Raw genomic sequence first — 16,490 nt, 5'->3', positions numbered from 1 at the left:
TCATGAATCCTTCAGACACCTTACCCCTGTTCGAACGCGGCGTAGGGCGCGTGAAGCTGGCGCTCAAGTCGACATTGAAGCGCACGCCGCGGCCATCGCCTATCTGCCTCAGTGAGCAGTTGCCCTGGTCGGACGATTTGCTTTGCCAGCACGGGCCCGTCCTCAGCGACACCCGAACACTTGGGCAGCTTGGGTATGCCGACAGCCCGCACGCCAAAATCGCAGCGGACAGCATCACCGGGGTGGCGGTTGTGCATCGGCTGTTCACGCCCGAGGGCGTTGCGGCCTTGCAAGGCATCTGCAGCCGTCTGGAGGAGGGGGCGGCTGACAGCGACTGGATCATTTCGCGGCGTACGCGAGGGGTGACGGCTTTATCATCGTTCATCAACGACATGATGTGCAGCCGCTCATTCCTCTTAGCTGTCTCGCGCATTGCAGGCGTGCCGCTGGTGCCTTACCCCATGGTCAATGCGCGCTCGCAGGTCAACTATTTCTACCCCAAGCCTGTCGAGCAACAGCAGCAACTCGGCATGTGGCACACAGACGGCACCAATTACGTGCTGAACATCGTGCTGTCGGGGGCCTGCGAATACAGCGGGGGCGAATTCCTGTTCCATAACGGCACTGTCGACAGCTTTGATGCGTTGGACCACCGTACCTTCGAAAATGCGCGCCTGGACGCACCTGGCGATGCCTTGTTCATCTATGGCAGCCGATTGTTCCACGGTGTGCGCCCGGTGGTCAGCGGGCGACGCATGTCGTTGGTGCTGTCCTTTCATTGTCCCTACTTTGGTGACGACTCCAACCGGTTTTGGCACTTGGCCTCCGACGATGGCATCCCTGCGACGATCCCTAAATGGTTGGGGTTACGCTGGGCCTTGCAGCGATCAGCAGCCCGCCAGTTTTCAAGAATAGGCATCGAGCCGATTACGTTCGCGCAATTGCATCACACAGGGGCGTGAACATGCCAAGCAGTGCGCCGTACCTGATCCTGCTGCAAGTCATCTTTGTCCTTTCCTGGAGTTCGGGCTTTATTGGTGCCCGGCTGGGCACGGAAGACGCGGGTGCCATCAACCTGCTGTTCTGGCGGTTTCTGCTGGTCAGCATCTGCCTGCTGCCTTTTGTCGTGCATCGGCTGCGTACGCTTACGTGGGCGCAGATATGCTACAACGCCGTCATTGGTTTCCTGGCGCAGTTTGCCTATCTGGTCAGTGTCTACATCGCCATCCGGGGCGGGCTACCGGCGGGGATTGCCGCCATCATTTGTGCGCTGCAGCCATTGATCACGGCATCGATGAGCAACAACAACCAGCATGAGCGCAGTGGACGGCAGGAATGGCTCGGGCTTGGGGTGGGGTTCGCGGGCGTCAGCATGATCATTTTTGCAGAGTACAGCCTGTCTGCGAACCAGCTTAGCCTCTGGCTTTACGCCCTGCCGCTGATCGCCGCCATCACGTTGTCCATTGCCACGCTGTATCAGCGTCGGCAATCGATCATGGCGACGGACCACAGCAAGGACGGTCTGCTGATGCCGTTGTTTCTGCAATCGACTGCGACACTGCTGCTGCTCACGGCTGCAGGCTTGCCGCTGGGGTTGATCGACGTGCCTGCCAGCACACAGGTCTGGGCGGCGGTCGCATGGCTGACCCTGTTCTCCACGTTCATTGCCTACCTGAGCCTGTGGATATTGCTGACAAAGCTCTCGGCGACCCGCGTCTCGGCACTGGTCTACCTCGAGCCTCCGGTGACGTTGTTATGGGCGGCGATGATGTTCGGGGACGTGATCCATTGGACAACCTACGTGGGCATTGCGGTGGTCGCGGCAGGTATCGCCATCACCCGCCAGCCGCGCAGGTCGGCCACGCCTGCCAATGCGCTGAGCGACACGGGTGACAGATAGAGGCGCGTGAGCGCGGCACTGCGCTGGTCGCTAGAACCACCCGTCTTGCATGGTGATACAGGTGTCGTCGCGTACCTCGAGCAATGCCAGCTCATTGTGGCAGCCCGGCACTTCCCAGGTCAGGAAGTAGCGCGCGGCCTGGAGCTTGCCGAGGTAGAAGTCACGGTCGTCGGCGTTGCCTTTGAGCAGGCCGAGTTCGGCGTGGATCGCCTGTTCCAGCCAGCGCCAGCCGACCACGCAGTGGCCGAAGGCCTTGAGGTACAGGGCCGAGTTGGCCAGGGCGGTGCTGATGTTGCCCTGGGCCATGTCACCCAGCAGGGCAAGGGTGACGGCTTGCAGGCGATTGACCAACTGCTCCAGCGGCTGGCGCAGGGTGTCGAGGCCAGGGTGGTGGCTGGCGCGCTCGGCTGTGCTGGCGATCAGGCGGATCAGTTGCTTGAGCCCGGCGCCGCCGTTTTGCGCAAGCTTGCGGCCGAGCAGGTCGAGCGACTGGATGCCTTCAGTGCCCTCGTGAATCGGGTTCAGGCGGTTGTCGCGGTAATACTGCTCAACGGGGTATTCGCGGGTGTAGCCATGGCCGCCGAGGACCTGGATCGCTAACTCGTTGGCTTTGAGGCAGAAGGCCGATGGCCAGGATTTGACGATCGGGGTCAACAGGTCGAGCAGTGCCTGGGCGTGCTGCCGGGTGCTCTCATCGTCGGCTGTCTGGGTGTCGTCGAACAGGCGTGCGGCGTACAGGCCAAGGTCGAAGGCGCCTTCAACGTAAGCCTTCTGCGTCAGCAGCATGCGCTTGACGTCGGTATGCCCGATGATTGGCACGGCAGGGCTGTGCGGGTCCTTGTTGTCCGGCAACCGCCCTTGTGGCCGCTGGCGCGCGTAGTCCAGCGAGTACAGGTAGCCGGCATAACCGAGCATCACCGCGCCCATGCCAACGCCGATGCGCGCCTCGTTCATCATCTGGAACATGCAGGCCAGGCCCTGGTGCGGCTGGCCTACCAGGTAGCCGATGCACTGGCCGTTGTCGCCGAAGTTCAACGCCGTCGAGGTGGTGCCGCGCCAACCCATCTTGTGGAACAGGCCAGCCAGCAGCACATCGTTACGCTCGCCACGGCTGCCATCCGGGTTCACCCGGTACTTGGGCACGATGAACAGCGAGATGCCCTTCACCCCGGGAGGCGCATCCGGCAGCTTGGCCAGCACCATGTGTACGATGTTTTCCGACAGCTCGTGGTCGCCGCCAGAGATGAAGATCTTGTTGCCCTTGAGCCTGTAGCTGCCATCGCCGGCGGGTTCGGCGCGGGTGCGGATATCGGCCAGGGACGAGCCCGCATGCGGCTCGGTCAACGCCATGGTGCCGAAGTAGCGGCCGTCGATCATCGGCTGCAGGAACAGGCGTTTTTGTTCGTCGGTGCCGAAGCTTTCGATCAGGTTGGCCGCACCCATGGTCAGGAACGGGTAGGCCGTGGTGCCAGCGTTGGCGGCCTGGAAGTGCGCAAAGCAGGCCTGCGAGACCAGGCTGGGCAACTGCATGCCGCCGACCTCGAAGTCGCGGTTGGCGTTGAGGAAGCCCGCCTCAAGGAAGGCATCCACGGCTGGTTTCACCTCGGGGATCAGCTCGGCGCGGCCGTCCACGTAGCGCGGCTCGTTTTCATCGGCCTTGCGGTTGTGCGGCGCAAAGTACTTCTCGGCAATGGTACGGGCGGTGGTCAGCGCCGCGTCGAAGGTTTCGCGGCTGTGCTCGGCGAAGCGCGGGCGCTGGGTGAGGGCTTCGGCGTCGAGGACTTCGTAGAGCTCGAAGGCGAGGTTGCGAGGGCTGAGCAGGGTCTCGGGCATGGGGGCGGTCCTTGAGCGGGATGCTGCGAGTGTAGGGAATCGGGTGGGGTGGGGGGAGGTTAATAGGTTTGGGTGATATGGGTTTAGAAAGTGCAATGAGACCTAGCGGTCTGGCATCCGTTGAGATCTTATTTCCCACGCAAAACAGGGAAATCCATACCAGCACGTGGGTTTGGTTGACCCTTGTCGTTGCATCTGAAGGGGCTAAAGTCTGGAGTCTTTGGTGGCTCTGGCTAAGGCGCACGTGAAGGACTTAGGGCATAAAGGTGCTTGCCTTGATGCTTACAGCGCCTATGAAAGCGAGCGCCGCCCGCGCGGCGCTTCGCGAGCTGCGCTCGCTCCTACGTTTGTTTCGGGCCAGGCATGCCTGTGCCAGAGACGCGCGGCCGCCTGGTTTGTACGACGCGATATCGTGTCATGCATCAGAGCGTTCGCGCACAAATCGCGCAGGAATAATTGGCCCGAAACAAACGTAGGAGCGAGCGCAGCTCGCGATGCGCCGCGCGGGCGGCGCTCGATCTCATAGGCGCCAAACATCTCAAGACATGCGCCCATAAAAAAGGAGAGCCGAAGCTCTCCTTTTTTATCAACAGCCATCAACCGATGGTCATCAGGCTCGCATTACCCCCCGCAGCAGCAGTGTTCACACTCACCGCCCGCTCGATCACCAAGCGCTCCAGCGCAATCTGGTGGTCGCCGCTGGACAGCCCGTGCACACCGACGATCGCCCCGGCACGCTTGGCCACTTGCTGGCACACGCTACGCAGCTGGTCCGAATCGCCATGGTGGATCACGGCGTCGAACGCCACTTCATCCTTGTTCCAATCCGCTACCAGCTTGACCTTGGCCTGCAGCTCTTTCGGCAGGCGGGCGCGCAGGGCTTTGCCCGGTTCGCTGTCAGCCCATACCGCCGAGCTGCCAACCGCCAGGACGGCAGCAAACTGCGCCAGCAGGTCGGCTTCGTTGTCCGCCAGGCACAGCACGTGCTCGCGCGGCAGGATGGTGTAGCTGTTGCGCTCGCCGGTCGGGCCTGGCAGCAGGCGGGCGATGCCGCTCTGCGACTGGCCGGCAAACTGGGTGCACAGCGCAGCCAGGTCGGCCTGCTGGTTGCTCTCGGCCCAGGCCTTGAGGCTGTGCAGCGGCTTGATCAGCTGCTCGTGCAGGGTGCGGTCAGGCTTGCCTTCGCCATCCTGCTGCTGGAAGTGACGGCCAATGGCGTCGGCCGGGCGGGTCGACAGCAGGCGGTACAGGTACAGCGGGCCGCCGGCTTTCGGGCCGGTACCGGACAGGCCTTCACCACCGAACGGCTGCACGCCGACCACCGCGCCAACGATGTTGCGGTTGACGTACATGTTGCCAGCGTTGGCGGTTTCCACGACTTTGGCGATGGTCTCGTCGATGCGGGTGTGCACGCCGAGGGTCAGGCCGTAACCGGAGTTGTTGATCTGCTCGATCAGTTGGTCGAGGTTGCGGCGGTTGTAGCGCACCACGTGCAGCACTGGGCCGAAGATCTCGCGCTTGAGTTCGTCGAAGCTGTCCAGCTCGATCAGGGTTGGCATGACGAAGGTGCCGCGTTTGACCTCGGCCGCATCGGCGATGGCAACCTGGTAGACCGAACGGCCTTTTTCACGCATGCCCTGGATGTGCTTCTCGATGCCGGCCTTGGCTTCGGCGTCGATCACCGGGCCGATGTCCACGGCCAGGCGGTCCGGGTTGCCCAGGCGGCTTTCGGCCATGGCACCCTTGAGCATCTCGATCACACGGTCGGCGGAGTCTTCCTGCAGGCACAGCACGCGCAGTGCCGAGCAGCGCTGGCCGGCGCTGTCGAAGGCCGAGGACACCACGTCGATCACCACCTGCTCGGTCAGGGCCGAGGAGTCGACGATCATCGCGTTCTGGCCGCCGGTTTCGGCGATCAGCGGGATCGGGCGGCCCTGGTTGTCCAGGCGGCCGGCGACGTTACGTTGCAGCAGGCGGGCCACTTCGGTGGAACCGGTGAACATCACGCCTTTGACGCGCTCGTCACCGACCAGGCCGGCACCGACCGTCTCGCCGCGGCCTGGCAGCAGTTGCAGGACGCCTTCCGGAATGCCGGCTTCCAGCAGCAGGCGCACGGCCTGGGCGGCAATCAGCGGGGTTTGCTCGGCGGGCTTGGCCAGTACCGGGTTGCCCGCGGCGAGTGCAGCGGCGACCTGGCCGCTGAAGATTGCCAGCGGGAAGTTCCACGGGCTGATGCACACCACTGGGCCCAATGGGCGGTGGGCGTCGTTGCTGAAGTCGTTGCGAGCCTGCACCGCGTAGTAGCGCAGGAAGTCCACGGCCTCGCGCACTTCGGCGATGGCGTTGGCGAAGGTTTTACCGGCCTCGCGGATGAGCAGGCCCATCAGCGGCTGGATCTCGGCTTCCATCAGGTCGGCGGTGCGCTCAAGGATCGCAGCGCGCTCGGCGGGCGGGGTGGCCTGCCAGATCGGTGCGGCGTTGAGGGCGCACTGGATGGCGTTGTCGACGTCGGCAACCGTGGCTTCCTGGACGTGGCCGACTACATCGCGGTGGTCCGCTGGGTTCAGCACCGGCACAGCAGCCGATTCGCTGGCGGCGCAGGCCAGCAGCGGGGTGGCTTTCCAGTCGTTGTGGGCAGTGGCCAGCATGGCGCAGGACAGCGAGGCCAAGCGGTGTTCGTTGGCCATGTCGATACCGGCCGAGTTGGCCCGCTCAGTGCCGTACAGGTCACGCGGCAGCGGGATGCGCGGGTGTGGCAGGCCGATGCCGCCTTCCTGGGTGGCCATGCGCTCGATGCTGGCGACCGGGTCGGCAACCAGTTCCTGGATGGAGATCGAGTGGTCGGCGATGCGGTTGACGAACGAGGTGTTGGCGCCGTTTTCCAACAGGCGGCGAACCAGGTACGCAAGCAGGGTTTCGTGGGTGCCGACCGGGGCATAGACGCGGCACGGACGGTTCAGCTTGCCGTCGGAAATCTTGCCGACCACTTGCTCGTACAGCGGCTCACCCATGCCGTGCAGGCACTGGAACTCGTACTGGCCGGGGTAGTAGTTTTGGCCGGCGATGTGGTAGATGGCCGACAGGGTGTGGGCGTTGTGGGTGGCGAACTGCGGGTAGATGGCTTCGGGCACGGCCAGCAGTTTGCGTGCGCAGGCAACGTAGGACACATCGGTGTACACCTTGCGGGTGTAGACCGGGTAGCCTTCCAGGCCTTCGACCTGGGCGCGCTTGATTTCGCTGTCCCAGTAGGCGCCTTTCACCAGGCGGATCATCAGGCGGTGGCGGCTGCGCTTGGCCAGGTCGATGACATAGTCGATCACATACGGGCAGCGCTTCTGGTAGGCCTGGATGACGAAGCCAATACCGTTCCAGCCTGCCAGCGAGGGTTCGAAGCACAGGCGCTCGAGCAGGTCGAGCGACAGCTCCAGGCGGTCGGCTTCTTCGGCGTCGATGTTTAGGCCGATATCGTATTGCTTGGCCAGCAGGGTCAGCGACAGCAGGCGCGGGTACAGCTCTTCCATCACGCGCTCATACTGGGCGCGGCTGTAGCGCGGGTGCAGGGCCGACAGTTTGATCGAGATGCCCGGGCCTTCATAGATGCCGCGGCCATGCGAGGCTTTGCCGATCGAGTGGATCGCTTGCTCGTAGGATGCCAGGTACTTCTGTGCGTCGTGCTCGGTCAGTGCGGCTTCACCGAGCATGTCGTAGGAATAACGGAAGCCCTTGGCCTCGAAACGGCTGGCGTTGGCCAGGGCTTCGGCGATGGTTTCACCGGTGACGAACTGCTCGCCCATCAGGCGCATGGCCATGTCGACGCCCTTGCGGATCATCGGCTCGCCGCTTTTGCCGATGATACGGGTGAGCGACGAGGTGAGGCCGGATTCGTTATGGGTGGACACCAGCTTGCCGGTCAGCAGCAGGCCCCAGGTGGCGGCGTTGACGAACAGCGATGGGCTGTTGCCCAGGTGCGGCTGCCAGTTGCCGGTGCTGATCTTGTCGCGGATCAGCGCATCGCGGGTGCCCTTGTCTGGGATGCGCAGCAAGGCTTCTGCCAGGCACATCAGTGCCACGCCTTCCTGGGACGACAGCGAGAACTCTTGCAGCAGGCCCTGGACGATACCTGCGCGGCCGCCAGCGCTCTTCTGGTTGCGCAGTTTTTCGGCGATGCCGGCCGCCAGTTTGTTGGTGGCCTCTGCCAGTGGTGCGCTCAGGCGAGCCTGCTCCAGCAGCATCGGAATGACTTCCTGCTCGGGGCGGCGGTAAGCGGCGGTGATGGCCGAGCGCAGTACCGATTGCGGCAGGATGCTCTCGGCGAATTCGAGGAAGCATTGGTGAGCATGGTCCGGCTGGACTTCGCCAGCATCGTCGACCAGGTTGCTGGCATGACCGTTGAGTTCGGTCAGGGTGGCACCACCCTCGAGCTTCTCCAGGTAATTGAAGATCGCTTGCTTGATCAACCAATGCGGCGTGCGGTCGATGGACTGCGCAGCTGCTTTGAGTCGCTCACGGGTAGGGTCATCGAGTTTGACCCCAAGGGTGGTCGTCGCCATTTCTTATCCTCATTATTGCCACGGTTGTGGCCTAAGCTGACGCAAAGAGTAGCTGTAGGGCAATTCAGGTGCAACCAGGTGCAACCCGATTTTTTAACGGAAAAGGTGCAACTCGTCCGACGAACATTCCTACACTTAATTAAAGGTTGTTTCTGGGGCAATTTAGTCTGAAAAATCCCGTTTTTGCTCCAAAAAGGAGCAAGAACGAGGCTTTAACTGAAAATGCATGAGTAGGTGCAACTTGAAACGGAAAAAGGGTTGCACCCTGTTTGCGATGTTGCATAGCATTCGCCACCTGGGTGCAACCGCCACGTTGTGGTTGTGCATGAAATAACAACAAACGCCAGGGCACACGCATGGGCAATCCACTAACGATCACCTTTGTGGTCTATATCGCGGCAATGGTACTGATCGGCTTCGCCGCGTATCGCGCCACCAATAACCTTTCCGACTACATCCTGGGCGGTCGAAGCCTGGGTAGCGTGGTCACTGCGCTCTCTGCCGGTGCTTCCGACATGAGCGGCTGGCTGCTGATGGGCCTGCCGGGCGCCATCTACTTCTCCGGCCTTTCCGAAGCCTGGATCGCCATCGGCCTGACCGTCGGCGCCTACCTGAACTGGCTGTTCGTTGCGGGTCGCCTGCGGGTGCAGACCGAGCACAACGGTGATGCCTTGACGCTGCCGGACTACTTCTCCAGCCGCTTCGAAGACCAGAGCGGCCTGCTGCGGATCATCTCGGCCATCGTCATCCTGGTGTTCTTCACCATCTATTGCGCGTCTGGCATCGTCGCCGGTGCGCGTCTGTTCGAAAGCACCTTCGGCATGCCGTACGAGACGGCGCTGTGGGCTGGCGCTGCCGCCACCATCGCCTACACCTTCGTCGGTGGCTTCCTGGCGGTGAGCTGGACCGACACCGTGCAGGCTTCGCTGATGATTTTCGCGCTGATCCTCACCCCGGTGATCGTGCTGATCTCGACCGGTGGCTTCGACACCACCTTCCTGGCCATCGAAGCGCAGAACCCGGCCAACTTCGACATGTTCAAGGGTGCAACTTTCATCGGCATCATCTCGCTGATGGGTTGGGGTCTGGGCTACTTCGGCCAGCCGCACATCCTGGCGCGCTTCATGGCCGCTGACTCGGTCAAGTCGATCGCCAAGGCCCGTCGCATTTCCATGACGTGGATGATCCTGTGCCTGGCCGGTACCTGTGCCGTGGGCTTCTTCGGCATCGCCTACTTCTCGGCCAACCCTGATCTTGCGGGCCCGGTGACCGAGAACCACGAGCGTGTGTTCATCGAGCTGGCGAAGATCCTGTTCAACCCATGGATTGCGGGCGTGTTGCTGTCGGCCATCCTGGCGGCGGTGATGAGCACCCTGAGCTGCCAGCTGCTGGTGTGCTCCAGTGCCCTGACCGAAGACTTCTACAAAGCCTTCCTGCGCAAGGGTGCTTCGCAGCGTGAACTGGTGTGGGTCGGCCGCCTGATGGTGTTGGCGGTTGCCCTGATTGCCATCGCCATGGCAGCCAACCCGGAAAACCGCGTGCTGGGCCTGGTGGCCTACGCCTGGGCGGGCTTCGGTGCGGCCTTTGGTCCGGTGGTGCTGATCTCGGTACTGTGGAAAGGCATGACCCGTAACGGCGCCCTTGCCGGTATCGTGGTGGGTGCGTTGACCGTGATCCTGTGGAAGCAGTTCGACACCCTTGGGCTGTACGAAATCATCCCAGGCTTCCTCTTCGCCAGCATCGCCATCGTCGTGGTGAGCAAGCTGGGTAGCCCGTCGACGGCGATGGTTCAGCGCTTCGAAACGGCTGATGCGGCGTACCACGCTGACAAGTAATACCCGTTGAACAGGCGGCGCCCGCGAAGCAGGCGCCGCCGATCGACAGCCAGGCCTGACTCCGCCTGCAAGGCAAGGTAAACTTGCCACCCCCGCAGGAGTTGCCATGAACTATCGTCACGCCTTCCACGCCGGCAACCACGCCGACGTCCTCAAGCACATCGTGCTGACCCGCCTCATCGCCCTGATGTCGCGCAAGGAGCAGCCGTTCGCCTATATCGATACCCACGCAGGCCTTGGCCTGTATGACTTGCAGGGCGACCAGGCGACCCGCACCGGTGAATACCTCGAAGGCGTTGCCCGGTTGTGGAACCGCGACGACCTGCCGGCCATGGCAGGCGATTACCTGCGCATCATCAAACGCCTCAATGCCGATGGCGAGTTGCGTTACTACCCAGGTTCGCCAGAGCTGGCCCGCCGCCTGATGCGTCAGCAAGACCGCGCCCTGCTCAACGAGAAGCACCCCGAAGACGGGCCGCTGCTCAAAGAGAACATGAAGAAAGACCCACGCGTCTTCGTTCACCTGGGCGAGGGCTGGCATGTGCCGCGCGCCTTGCTGCCGGTGCAGGAAAAACGCGCGATCATGCTGATCGACCCGCCGTTTGAGCAGGCTGATGAGCTCAAACGCTGTACCACCTCGATGAAAGAGGCGATCGGCCGCATGCGCCAAACCGTCGCGGCCATCTGGTACCCGATCAAGGACCAGCGCTCGCTGACCCGCTTCTATCAGGACCTCACCAGCACTGGCGCGCCCAAGTTGCTGCGCGTGGAGTTGTATGTGCACCATCAGGACAGCCCGCAGGGGCTCAACGGCTCTGGCCTGGCCATTGCCAACCCGCCGTGGGGGCTGGAGGAAGAGCTGAAGGAACTGCTGCCCTGGCTCGCCAAAGAGCTGGCGCAGACGGCGGGCAGCTACCGGATGGACTGGCTGATCGCCGAATAAGCATTCACCGCAAGCCCCTGTAGGAGCGGCCTTGCGTCGCGAAAGGGGCGCGTAGCGGCCCCAGCAATTTCTGCCACACTGCAAAACCTGGGGCCGCTGCGCAGCCCTTTCGCGACGCAAGGCCGCTCCTACAAGGGGGCGGTGTGTCCTTCTTGTTTGCGTTATAATCTCGCCCTTTAGCCGCCATCCGCCCACGAGGCCGTTGGCGCATCTCTACCGAAAGAAGAGGCTAATCCCTTGGCATTGACGATTCTTGGCCTGTCCGGCGCCCTTAGCCATGACCCTTCCGCGGCCCTGTACATTGACGGCAAGCTGATTGCCGCCGCCGAAGAAGAGCGCTTCGTGCGTGACAAGCATGCGAAGAACCGCATGCCCTACGAGTCGGCGAAGTTCTGCCTGGAGCAGGCAGGCATCAAGCCATCCGACGTCGACGTGGTAGCCATTCCGTTCGCCCCGATCAGCCTGTTCGGCAAGGCCCGCTGGCACTATGCCAAGCGCTACTGGTATGCCCCGGACCGCGCCCTCGACGCGATCCTGATGGGCAACCGTCGCTACAAGCGCTACCGCAAGAAGATCGTCTGGTGCCTGGAGCAACTGGGCTTCGACCCGAAAAAGGTCAAGATCGAACCGGTTGAGCACCACCTGGCTCACGCTTCCAGCGCCTACCACTGCTCGGGTTTCAAGGAAAAGACCGCGATCCTGGGTATCGACGGTAAGGGCGAGTACGCCACGACCTTCTTCGGCTATGGCGAAAACGGCAAGATCCACAAGATCAAGGAATTCTTCGACCCGGACTCCCTGGGTGGCCTGTATGGCGCGATCACTGAGTTCCTCGGTTTCGAAATGCTCGACGGCGAGTTCAAGGTCATGGGCATGGCGCCGTACGGCGACGCCAGCAAATATGACTTCTCGCGCCTGGCCAGCTTCGAGAACGGCGAACTGGTGATCAACACCGAATACGCCAACGTCATCGGCTTGCGCCGCTATAAAGAGAAGGGCAAGGGTTTCTACTTCTCGCCGAAGCTGATCGAGTGGCTGGGCCCTAAGCGCGAAGGCGACATCGCCGACGAGCCGTACATCCACTACGCCGCCAGCATGCAGGCGCTGTTCGAGAAGCTGGCCCTGCAGATGATCGACCATTACCTGGGCGATACCTTGAAGCAGACCGGCAAGCTGGCCTTCGCCGGCGGCTGCGCGCTGAACGTCAAGCTCAACCAGAAGATCATCGCTCGCCCGGATGTGAAGGAGCTGTTCGTTCAGCCTGCTTCCGGTGATGCCGGTACTGCGGTGGGTGCCGCGGCCTATGTGTCCCATGCCCGCGGCGTGCCGGTCGAGAAGATGGAACACGTCTACCTCGGCCCGTCGTACTCCAACGAGGACGTGATCGCCGCCTGTGCCCGTCATCCGGACCAGCCGAAGTGGCGCAAGCTCGACAACATGCCCGAGCAGATCGCCAAGATCATGGTCGACGGCAACCCGGTGGCCTGGTTCCAGGGCCGCATGGAGTTCGGCCCGCGCGCCCTGGGTGGTCGTTCGATCATCGGCTGCCCGAGCGTCGAAGGCGTGGCTGACCGCATCAACCACCAGATCAAGTTCCGCGAGCGCTGGAGACCTTTCTGCCCGTCGATGCTCGACACCGTCGCCCCGCAGATGATCAAGGTCGATCACCCGGCGCCGTTCATGACCTTCACCTTCGAAGTGGCTGAAGAGTGGAAAACCCGCGTACCGGAGGTGGTCCACGAGGACGGCACTTCGCGTGCCCAGGTGCTCAAGCGCGAATACAACCCGCGTTACTACGACATGATGAAGGCGCTGGAAAACCTGACCGGCAACGGCGTGTCGCTGAACACCTCGCTGAACCGCCGGGGTGAACCGATGATCTGCTCGCCGACCGATGCGCTGAACATGTTCTTCGGCTCGGACCTGCAGTACCTGATCATGGAAGACATCCTGGTAGTGAAGGACGGCGCGGCCGCGTATGACCAGCCGCTCTGAACCGCGCATCCTGCAGTTCTGCCATGGCTATGACGGGCCGTTTCTGGACTGTGCCCGTCAGTACGCCAGCCTGTTTCAGGGGCGTGGCTACCAGGTCACCACGGTGTTTCTCACCGGCGCCGCCGACCCGCAGGTCGCGGCCGGCTGCGCGTCGGACGAGGTGCTGTTCCTGGAGTTCAGCTCCAAGGCCGTGCGTGGGCTGAAGCTTGGCGCCATCCGTGCTTTGCGGCGGATTGCGGCTGAGCGCCATTTCAGTTTCTGCATCGCCCACCGGTTCAAGCCGATCTATGTCGCCTTGTTGGGCACCGGCCTGCCGGTGATCGGTGTGCACCACGCCTTTGGCGACTATCAGCGCAAAGGGCGGCGGCTGTTTGCCAACCTGTTCAGCAAGCGCCTGAGCCTGCTCGGCGTTTCCGACGCGGTGCGGGACGACATGCGCCGCTGCCTGCCCGCATGGCCGGCTGAACGTATCCAGACCCTGTACAACCGTATCGACATCGAGGCCCTGCAGGCGGCACTGGTGCCTCGGGACGCAGCGCGCGAGGCACTTGGCCTCGACCCTCAGGCGTGGATCGTCGGCAACGTCGGCCGCCTGCACCCGGACAAGGACCAGGCCACGCTGTTGCGCGGTTTTGCCCAGGCGCTGCCAGGGCTGCCTGCTGGCGCGCGCCTGGCGATATTGGGCAAAGGCCGCCTGGAAGCCGAGCTCAAGGCACTGGCTGCCGAGCTGGGTATCGCCGGGCAAGTGGACTTCCTCGGCCAGGTGCCGGATGCCCGCCGTTATTTCACCGCGTTCGATGTGTTCGCCTTGAGTTCGGACCACGAGCCGTTCGGCATGGTCCTGCTTGAAGCCATGGTGGCGGGCGTACCAGTGCTGGCCACGGCCTGCGGCGGTGCCCGTGAAGTGGTCGAAGGTGTAGGTGTGCTGTTCCCGCTCGGTGACGCTGGGCAGCTGGCCCAATGCCTGAAGCACATGGCCACGCTGGATGAGCAGCAGCGCGAAGCGTGCGCCGAGCACATGCTGCAACGCCTGTACCAGCGCTTTTCTGACCCGGCGGTGCGCGAGGCCTTCTGGCAGTTGCCGCAGGTGCGTGCCCTGGTGGCGCAGGCGTGATGCTCAATCATATTCAAGCCTTCCGCGAACGCGGCTGGCAAGTCATCGACGCCAACGCGTATGCCGAAGCCTGGGCACGGTTTGGCGGCAGCGTGGCTACGCACCCGCTGGTGGTCGAGCAGTTGGCCGAGCTGGCGCAAATTCCTGTGCGCTACCTGGGGTGGCTGCAAGGCGGCGAGCTGAAGGCAGCGATCCCGACGTGGGGGCGCCACCTGGCGCTGTCCAAGGACGTGCTCAAGCGTGCGGGCAAGAAAGGCCTGTTCGACCTCGGCAACGCCGAGATCATCCTGCCGGCCGCCGCCGATGCTGGCGCGCCACTGCGCCATGCCGCGCGTTACCTGTCCGAGCTGAACCAGGGCCGCTTCACTGGGCTCAAGGCGCAGACCGAGCAGTTGGCCATGGCCCGTGCCCACGAGGACCTGTCGAAGAAGTTTCGCTACAACCAGCGCCGCGAGTTGCGTTTGCTGGAAGAGGCGGGCGGGGTGGTGCGGCCGATCAGTGACTTTGACGCCGGCCAGATTGCCGCCATGTACCGTGACCTGTTCCAGCGTCGCTGGGGCTTTCCGGCCACCGGTGCCGAGCGCATTGACGAGGTGCTCGAGCGTTTGCGCGAGCTGTTGATCGGTTCGGTGCTGCTGCTCGACGACAAGCCCATCGCGATTCAGTTGGTGTATCGCGTCGAGGCGCCCGAGTGGATCAGCGTCGAGTACGTCAATGGCGGTGTCGACCCGGAAACCAAGGCGTTCAGCCCCGGTAGCGTGCTGAGCTTCCTGAATACCCAGGCGGCCTGGGAAGACGCCCGGGCGCGTAACAAACCCCTGCGGTTCTCGTTCGGTCGCGCCGACCGCGAGTACAAGGACCGCTGGTGCAACCCCGTGCCGGTGTTCCAGGCGTGAGCCGCAAGCAGCAGTTGCTCAAGCGCCACCGGCGCAACAAGCGCCTGGGCCTGCTTGCAGGCCTGCTCGCGCTGATCGGGCTGGGTGTATTCACCTGGTGGTGGCTGCCGCTGTTGTTGCTGCCGCTGGTGTGGGCCGCCCACGAGGCCTGGTTCGCGGACCACCTGTTCTACGCGCCCACCGAGGACTATGCCTACAACTTCGGTGAGCAGGCCCGTGCAGCCTCGGCCAGCCTGCAGAACGGCCTGTTGAAGGCCGGTGCAGCGCTGCAAGGCGACGAAACCCTGGTCTTGGAGCTGCGGGTAAAGAGCACCTGGTTGGGGCGGTTTCTCGACCCGCGGGTGGAGCTGTTGGCGGATGAGCTGACGGATCGGCAGGCGTTCGAGCGCGGTGTCGACGGGGTTCGCTTCCTCAACCTAACCGGCTTGGCCGCGCCGCTCCAGGCCGGTACGCTGCGTCTGCGTGGCCGCCATTGTCGGCTGCAGGGCGAACCGCGCCTGTGGATAACCCCCAGCGTCGAGTTGCAGCGCCGTCGCGTGATGGTCATTGCGCCCCATGCCGATGACGCTGAGCTAGCAGCTTATGGCCTGTACAGCCAAGCCGACGAAACCTGGGTGGTGACCCTGACTGCCGGCGAAATCGAAGCCGAGCACTATCAACAGATGGGCCTGGGCAAGGCCGAGGCGGCGCGCCTCAAAGGGCGTTTGCGTGCCTGGGACAGCATTGCCGTGCCGCGCTGGGCGGGCGTGCCGGAATCGCGTTGCGTGCAGTTGGGCTACTTCTGCCTGCAACTGCCGGCCATGCAGGCCGCGCCGGATGTGCCGGCGGCTTCACGCGAAGCTGACATGGCCGATATCCGCCCGTTCCGCCAGTTCAACCCATTCGCGCTGCCCGCCGACAGTGATGGTGCGCCGACCTGGCACAACCTGTTGGCCGACCTGCGCGCGTTGCTGGCCATGGCCAAGCCCGAAGTGCTGGTCATGCCGCACCCGCAACTCGACCCGCACCCTGACCATATCTGTGCCCAGGCGGCCGTGCTGGAAGCCTTGCAGGGCTTGGAGTGGCAGCCGCAAACGCTGCTGTGCTATGCCAACCACCTGCATGACAACGACCGCTGGCCGATGGGTGACAGTGGCGATGGTGTGGCGTTGCCGCCGCAACTCAGTGCCGACCAGCCATGGGCGCCGTGCGCGCTGGTGCTGGGCCTGTCGACCCAACACGACAAGGCCATGGCCCTGGGCATGATGCACGACCTACAGCCCCCGGCGCCGTTCAAGCGCCGCCTGCGCCGCCTGTTGCAACGCTGGCTGGCCGGGCGCCGGCCATCGCCCTATGGCGAGAACGAATTCTTCCGCAAGGCCGTGCGCCGACATGAACTGTTCTGGCGGCGTGAGTTGTAGGCGCGCCCCCTGGTTGACCGCGAT

At 63.5% G+C, this 16,490-nt stretch carries 10 protein-coding genes; 8 read left to right on the top strand and 2 right to left on the bottom strand.

Annotation, left to right across the window (positions count from 1 at the left end; all coding sequences use genetic code 11):
* Positions 1–2: 2 nt before the first annotated feature.
* Both ACMCNM_RS25470 and ACMCNM_RS25465 read left to right on the top strand, forming a co-directional pair.
* Positions 3–962, top strand: a complete 960-nt coding sequence (locus ACMCNM_RS25470) for a 2OG-Fe(II) oxygenase (RefSeq protein ID WP_186702412.1) — start codon at positions 3–5, stop codon at positions 960–962.
* Between the two features lie 2 nt (positions 963–964).
* A complete protein-coding gene (locus ACMCNM_RS25465; RefSeq protein WP_412765642.1) occupies positions 965–1,900 on the top strand; it encodes a DMT family transporter in 936 nt (311 codons plus the stop codon).
* 30 nt (positions 1,901–1,930) lie between these two features.
* Here the strand turns inward: ACMCNM_RS25465 and ACMCNM_RS25460 are convergent, their stop codons facing one another.
* Together ACMCNM_RS25460 and putA are read right to left on the bottom strand one after the other, a co-directional pair.
* The gene (locus tag ACMCNM_RS25460) at positions 1,931–3,733 is read right to left on the bottom strand and encodes an acyl-CoA dehydrogenase (protein WP_412765641.1); all 1,803 of its coding nucleotides are present in this window, start codon (positions 3,731–3,733) and stop codon (positions 1,931–1,933) included.
* A 596-nt stretch (positions 3,734–4,329) separates the two neighbouring features.
* Positions 4,330–8,283: a trifunctional transcriptional regulator/proline dehydrogenase/L-glutamate gamma-semialdehyde dehydrogenase gene (gene putA, locus ACMCNM_RS25455; protein WP_027592482.1), complete on the bottom strand. Its 3,954-nt coding sequence runs from the start codon at positions 8,281–8,283 to the stop codon at positions 4,330–4,332.
* A 356-nt stretch (positions 8,284–8,639) separates the two neighbouring features.
* Here putA and putP point away from each other — a divergent pair, with 356 nt between their 5' ends.
* The 6 genes from putP to ACMCNM_RS25425 all read left to right on the top strand — a co-directional run bounded on the left by putP (position 8,640) and on the right by ACMCNM_RS25425 (position 16,466).
* Positions 8,640–10,118, top strand: coding sequence for a sodium/proline symporter PutP (gene putP, locus ACMCNM_RS25450; RefSeq protein WP_027592483.1), 1,479 nt, complete (start codon positions 8,640–8,642; stop codon positions 10,116–10,118).
* A gap of 106 nt (positions 10,119–10,224) precedes the next feature.
* Positions 10,225–11,061: a 23S rRNA (adenine(2030)-N(6))-methyltransferase RlmJ gene (locus ACMCNM_RS25445; protein ID WP_027592484.1), complete on the top strand. Its 837-nt coding sequence runs from the start codon at positions 10,225–10,227 to the stop codon at positions 11,059–11,061.
* Between the two features lie 237 nt (positions 11,062–11,298).
* On the top strand, positions 11,299–13,056 hold the full coding sequence (locus ACMCNM_RS25440) for a carbamoyltransferase (protein WP_027592485.1): 1,758 nt from the start codon (positions 11,299–11,301) through the stop codon (positions 13,054–13,056).
* Positions 13,040–14,170 (top strand): glycosyltransferase, encoded by a 1,131-nt coding sequence (locus tag ACMCNM_RS25435; protein ID WP_412765640.1) that lies wholly within the window; start codon positions 13,040–13,042, stop codon positions 14,168–14,170. The genes ACMCNM_RS25440 and ACMCNM_RS25435 overlap by 17 nt, the downstream gene beginning before the upstream one ends.
* The gene (locus ACMCNM_RS25430; RefSeq protein WP_027592487.1) at positions 14,170–15,066 is read left to right on the top strand and encodes an antimicrobial resistance protein Mig-14; all 897 of its coding nucleotides are present in this window, start codon (positions 14,170–14,172) and stop codon (positions 15,064–15,066) included. The genes ACMCNM_RS25435 and ACMCNM_RS25430 overlap by 1 nt, the downstream gene beginning before the upstream one ends.
* On the top strand, positions 15,063–16,466 hold the full coding sequence (locus ACMCNM_RS25425) for a PIG-L deacetylase family protein (RefSeq protein ID WP_412765960.1): 1,404 nt from the start codon (positions 15,063–15,065) through the stop codon (positions 16,464–16,466). Before ACMCNM_RS25430 ends, ACMCNM_RS25425 begins: the two co-directional genes overlap by 4 nt.
* Positions 16,467–16,490: the final 24 nt, after the last annotated feature.

The sequence above is a fragment of the Pseudomonas sp. NGC7 genome (assembly GCF_047159675.1).
GTDB classification, from domain to species: Bacteria; Pseudomonadota; Gammaproteobacteria; order Pseudomonadales; family Pseudomonadaceae; genus Aquipseudomonas; species Aquipseudomonas kermanshahensis.
Note: the sequence above shows the minus strand (reverse complement) of the source record. Positions and strands in the feature narration are given on the sequence as shown.

Bases quoted from the DNA above. Each gene is read 5' to 3' on its own strand.
- ACMCNM_RS25470 (WP_186702412.1), top strand. From the start codon at position 3: ATGAATCCTTCAGACACCTTACCCCTGTTCGAACGCGGCGTAGGGCGC.
- ACMCNM_RS25465 (WP_412765642.1), top strand. From the start codon at position 965: ATGCCAAGCAGTGCGCCGTACCTGATCCTGCTGCAAGTCATCTTTGTC.
- ACMCNM_RS25460 (WP_412765641.1), bottom strand. From the start codon at position 3,733: ATGCCCGAGACCCTGCTCAGCCCTCGCAACCTCGCCTTCGAGCTCTAC.
- putA (WP_027592482.1), bottom strand. From the start codon at position 8,283: ATGGCGACGACCACCCTTGGGGTCAAACTCGATGACCCTACCCGTGAG.
- putP (WP_027592483.1), top strand. From the start codon at position 8,640: ATGGGCAATCCACTAACGATCACCTTTGTGGTCTATATCGCGGCAATG.
- ACMCNM_RS25445 (WP_027592484.1), top strand. From the start codon at position 10,225: ATGAACTATCGTCACGCCTTCCACGCCGGCAACCACGCCGACGTCCTC.
- ACMCNM_RS25435 (WP_412765640.1), top strand. From the start codon at position 13,040: ATGACCAGCCGCTCTGAACCGCGCATCCTGCAGTTCTGCCATGGCTAT.
- ACMCNM_RS25430 (WP_027592487.1), top strand. From the start codon at position 14,170: ATGCTCAATCATATTCAAGCCTTCCGCGAACGCGGCTGGCAAGTCATC.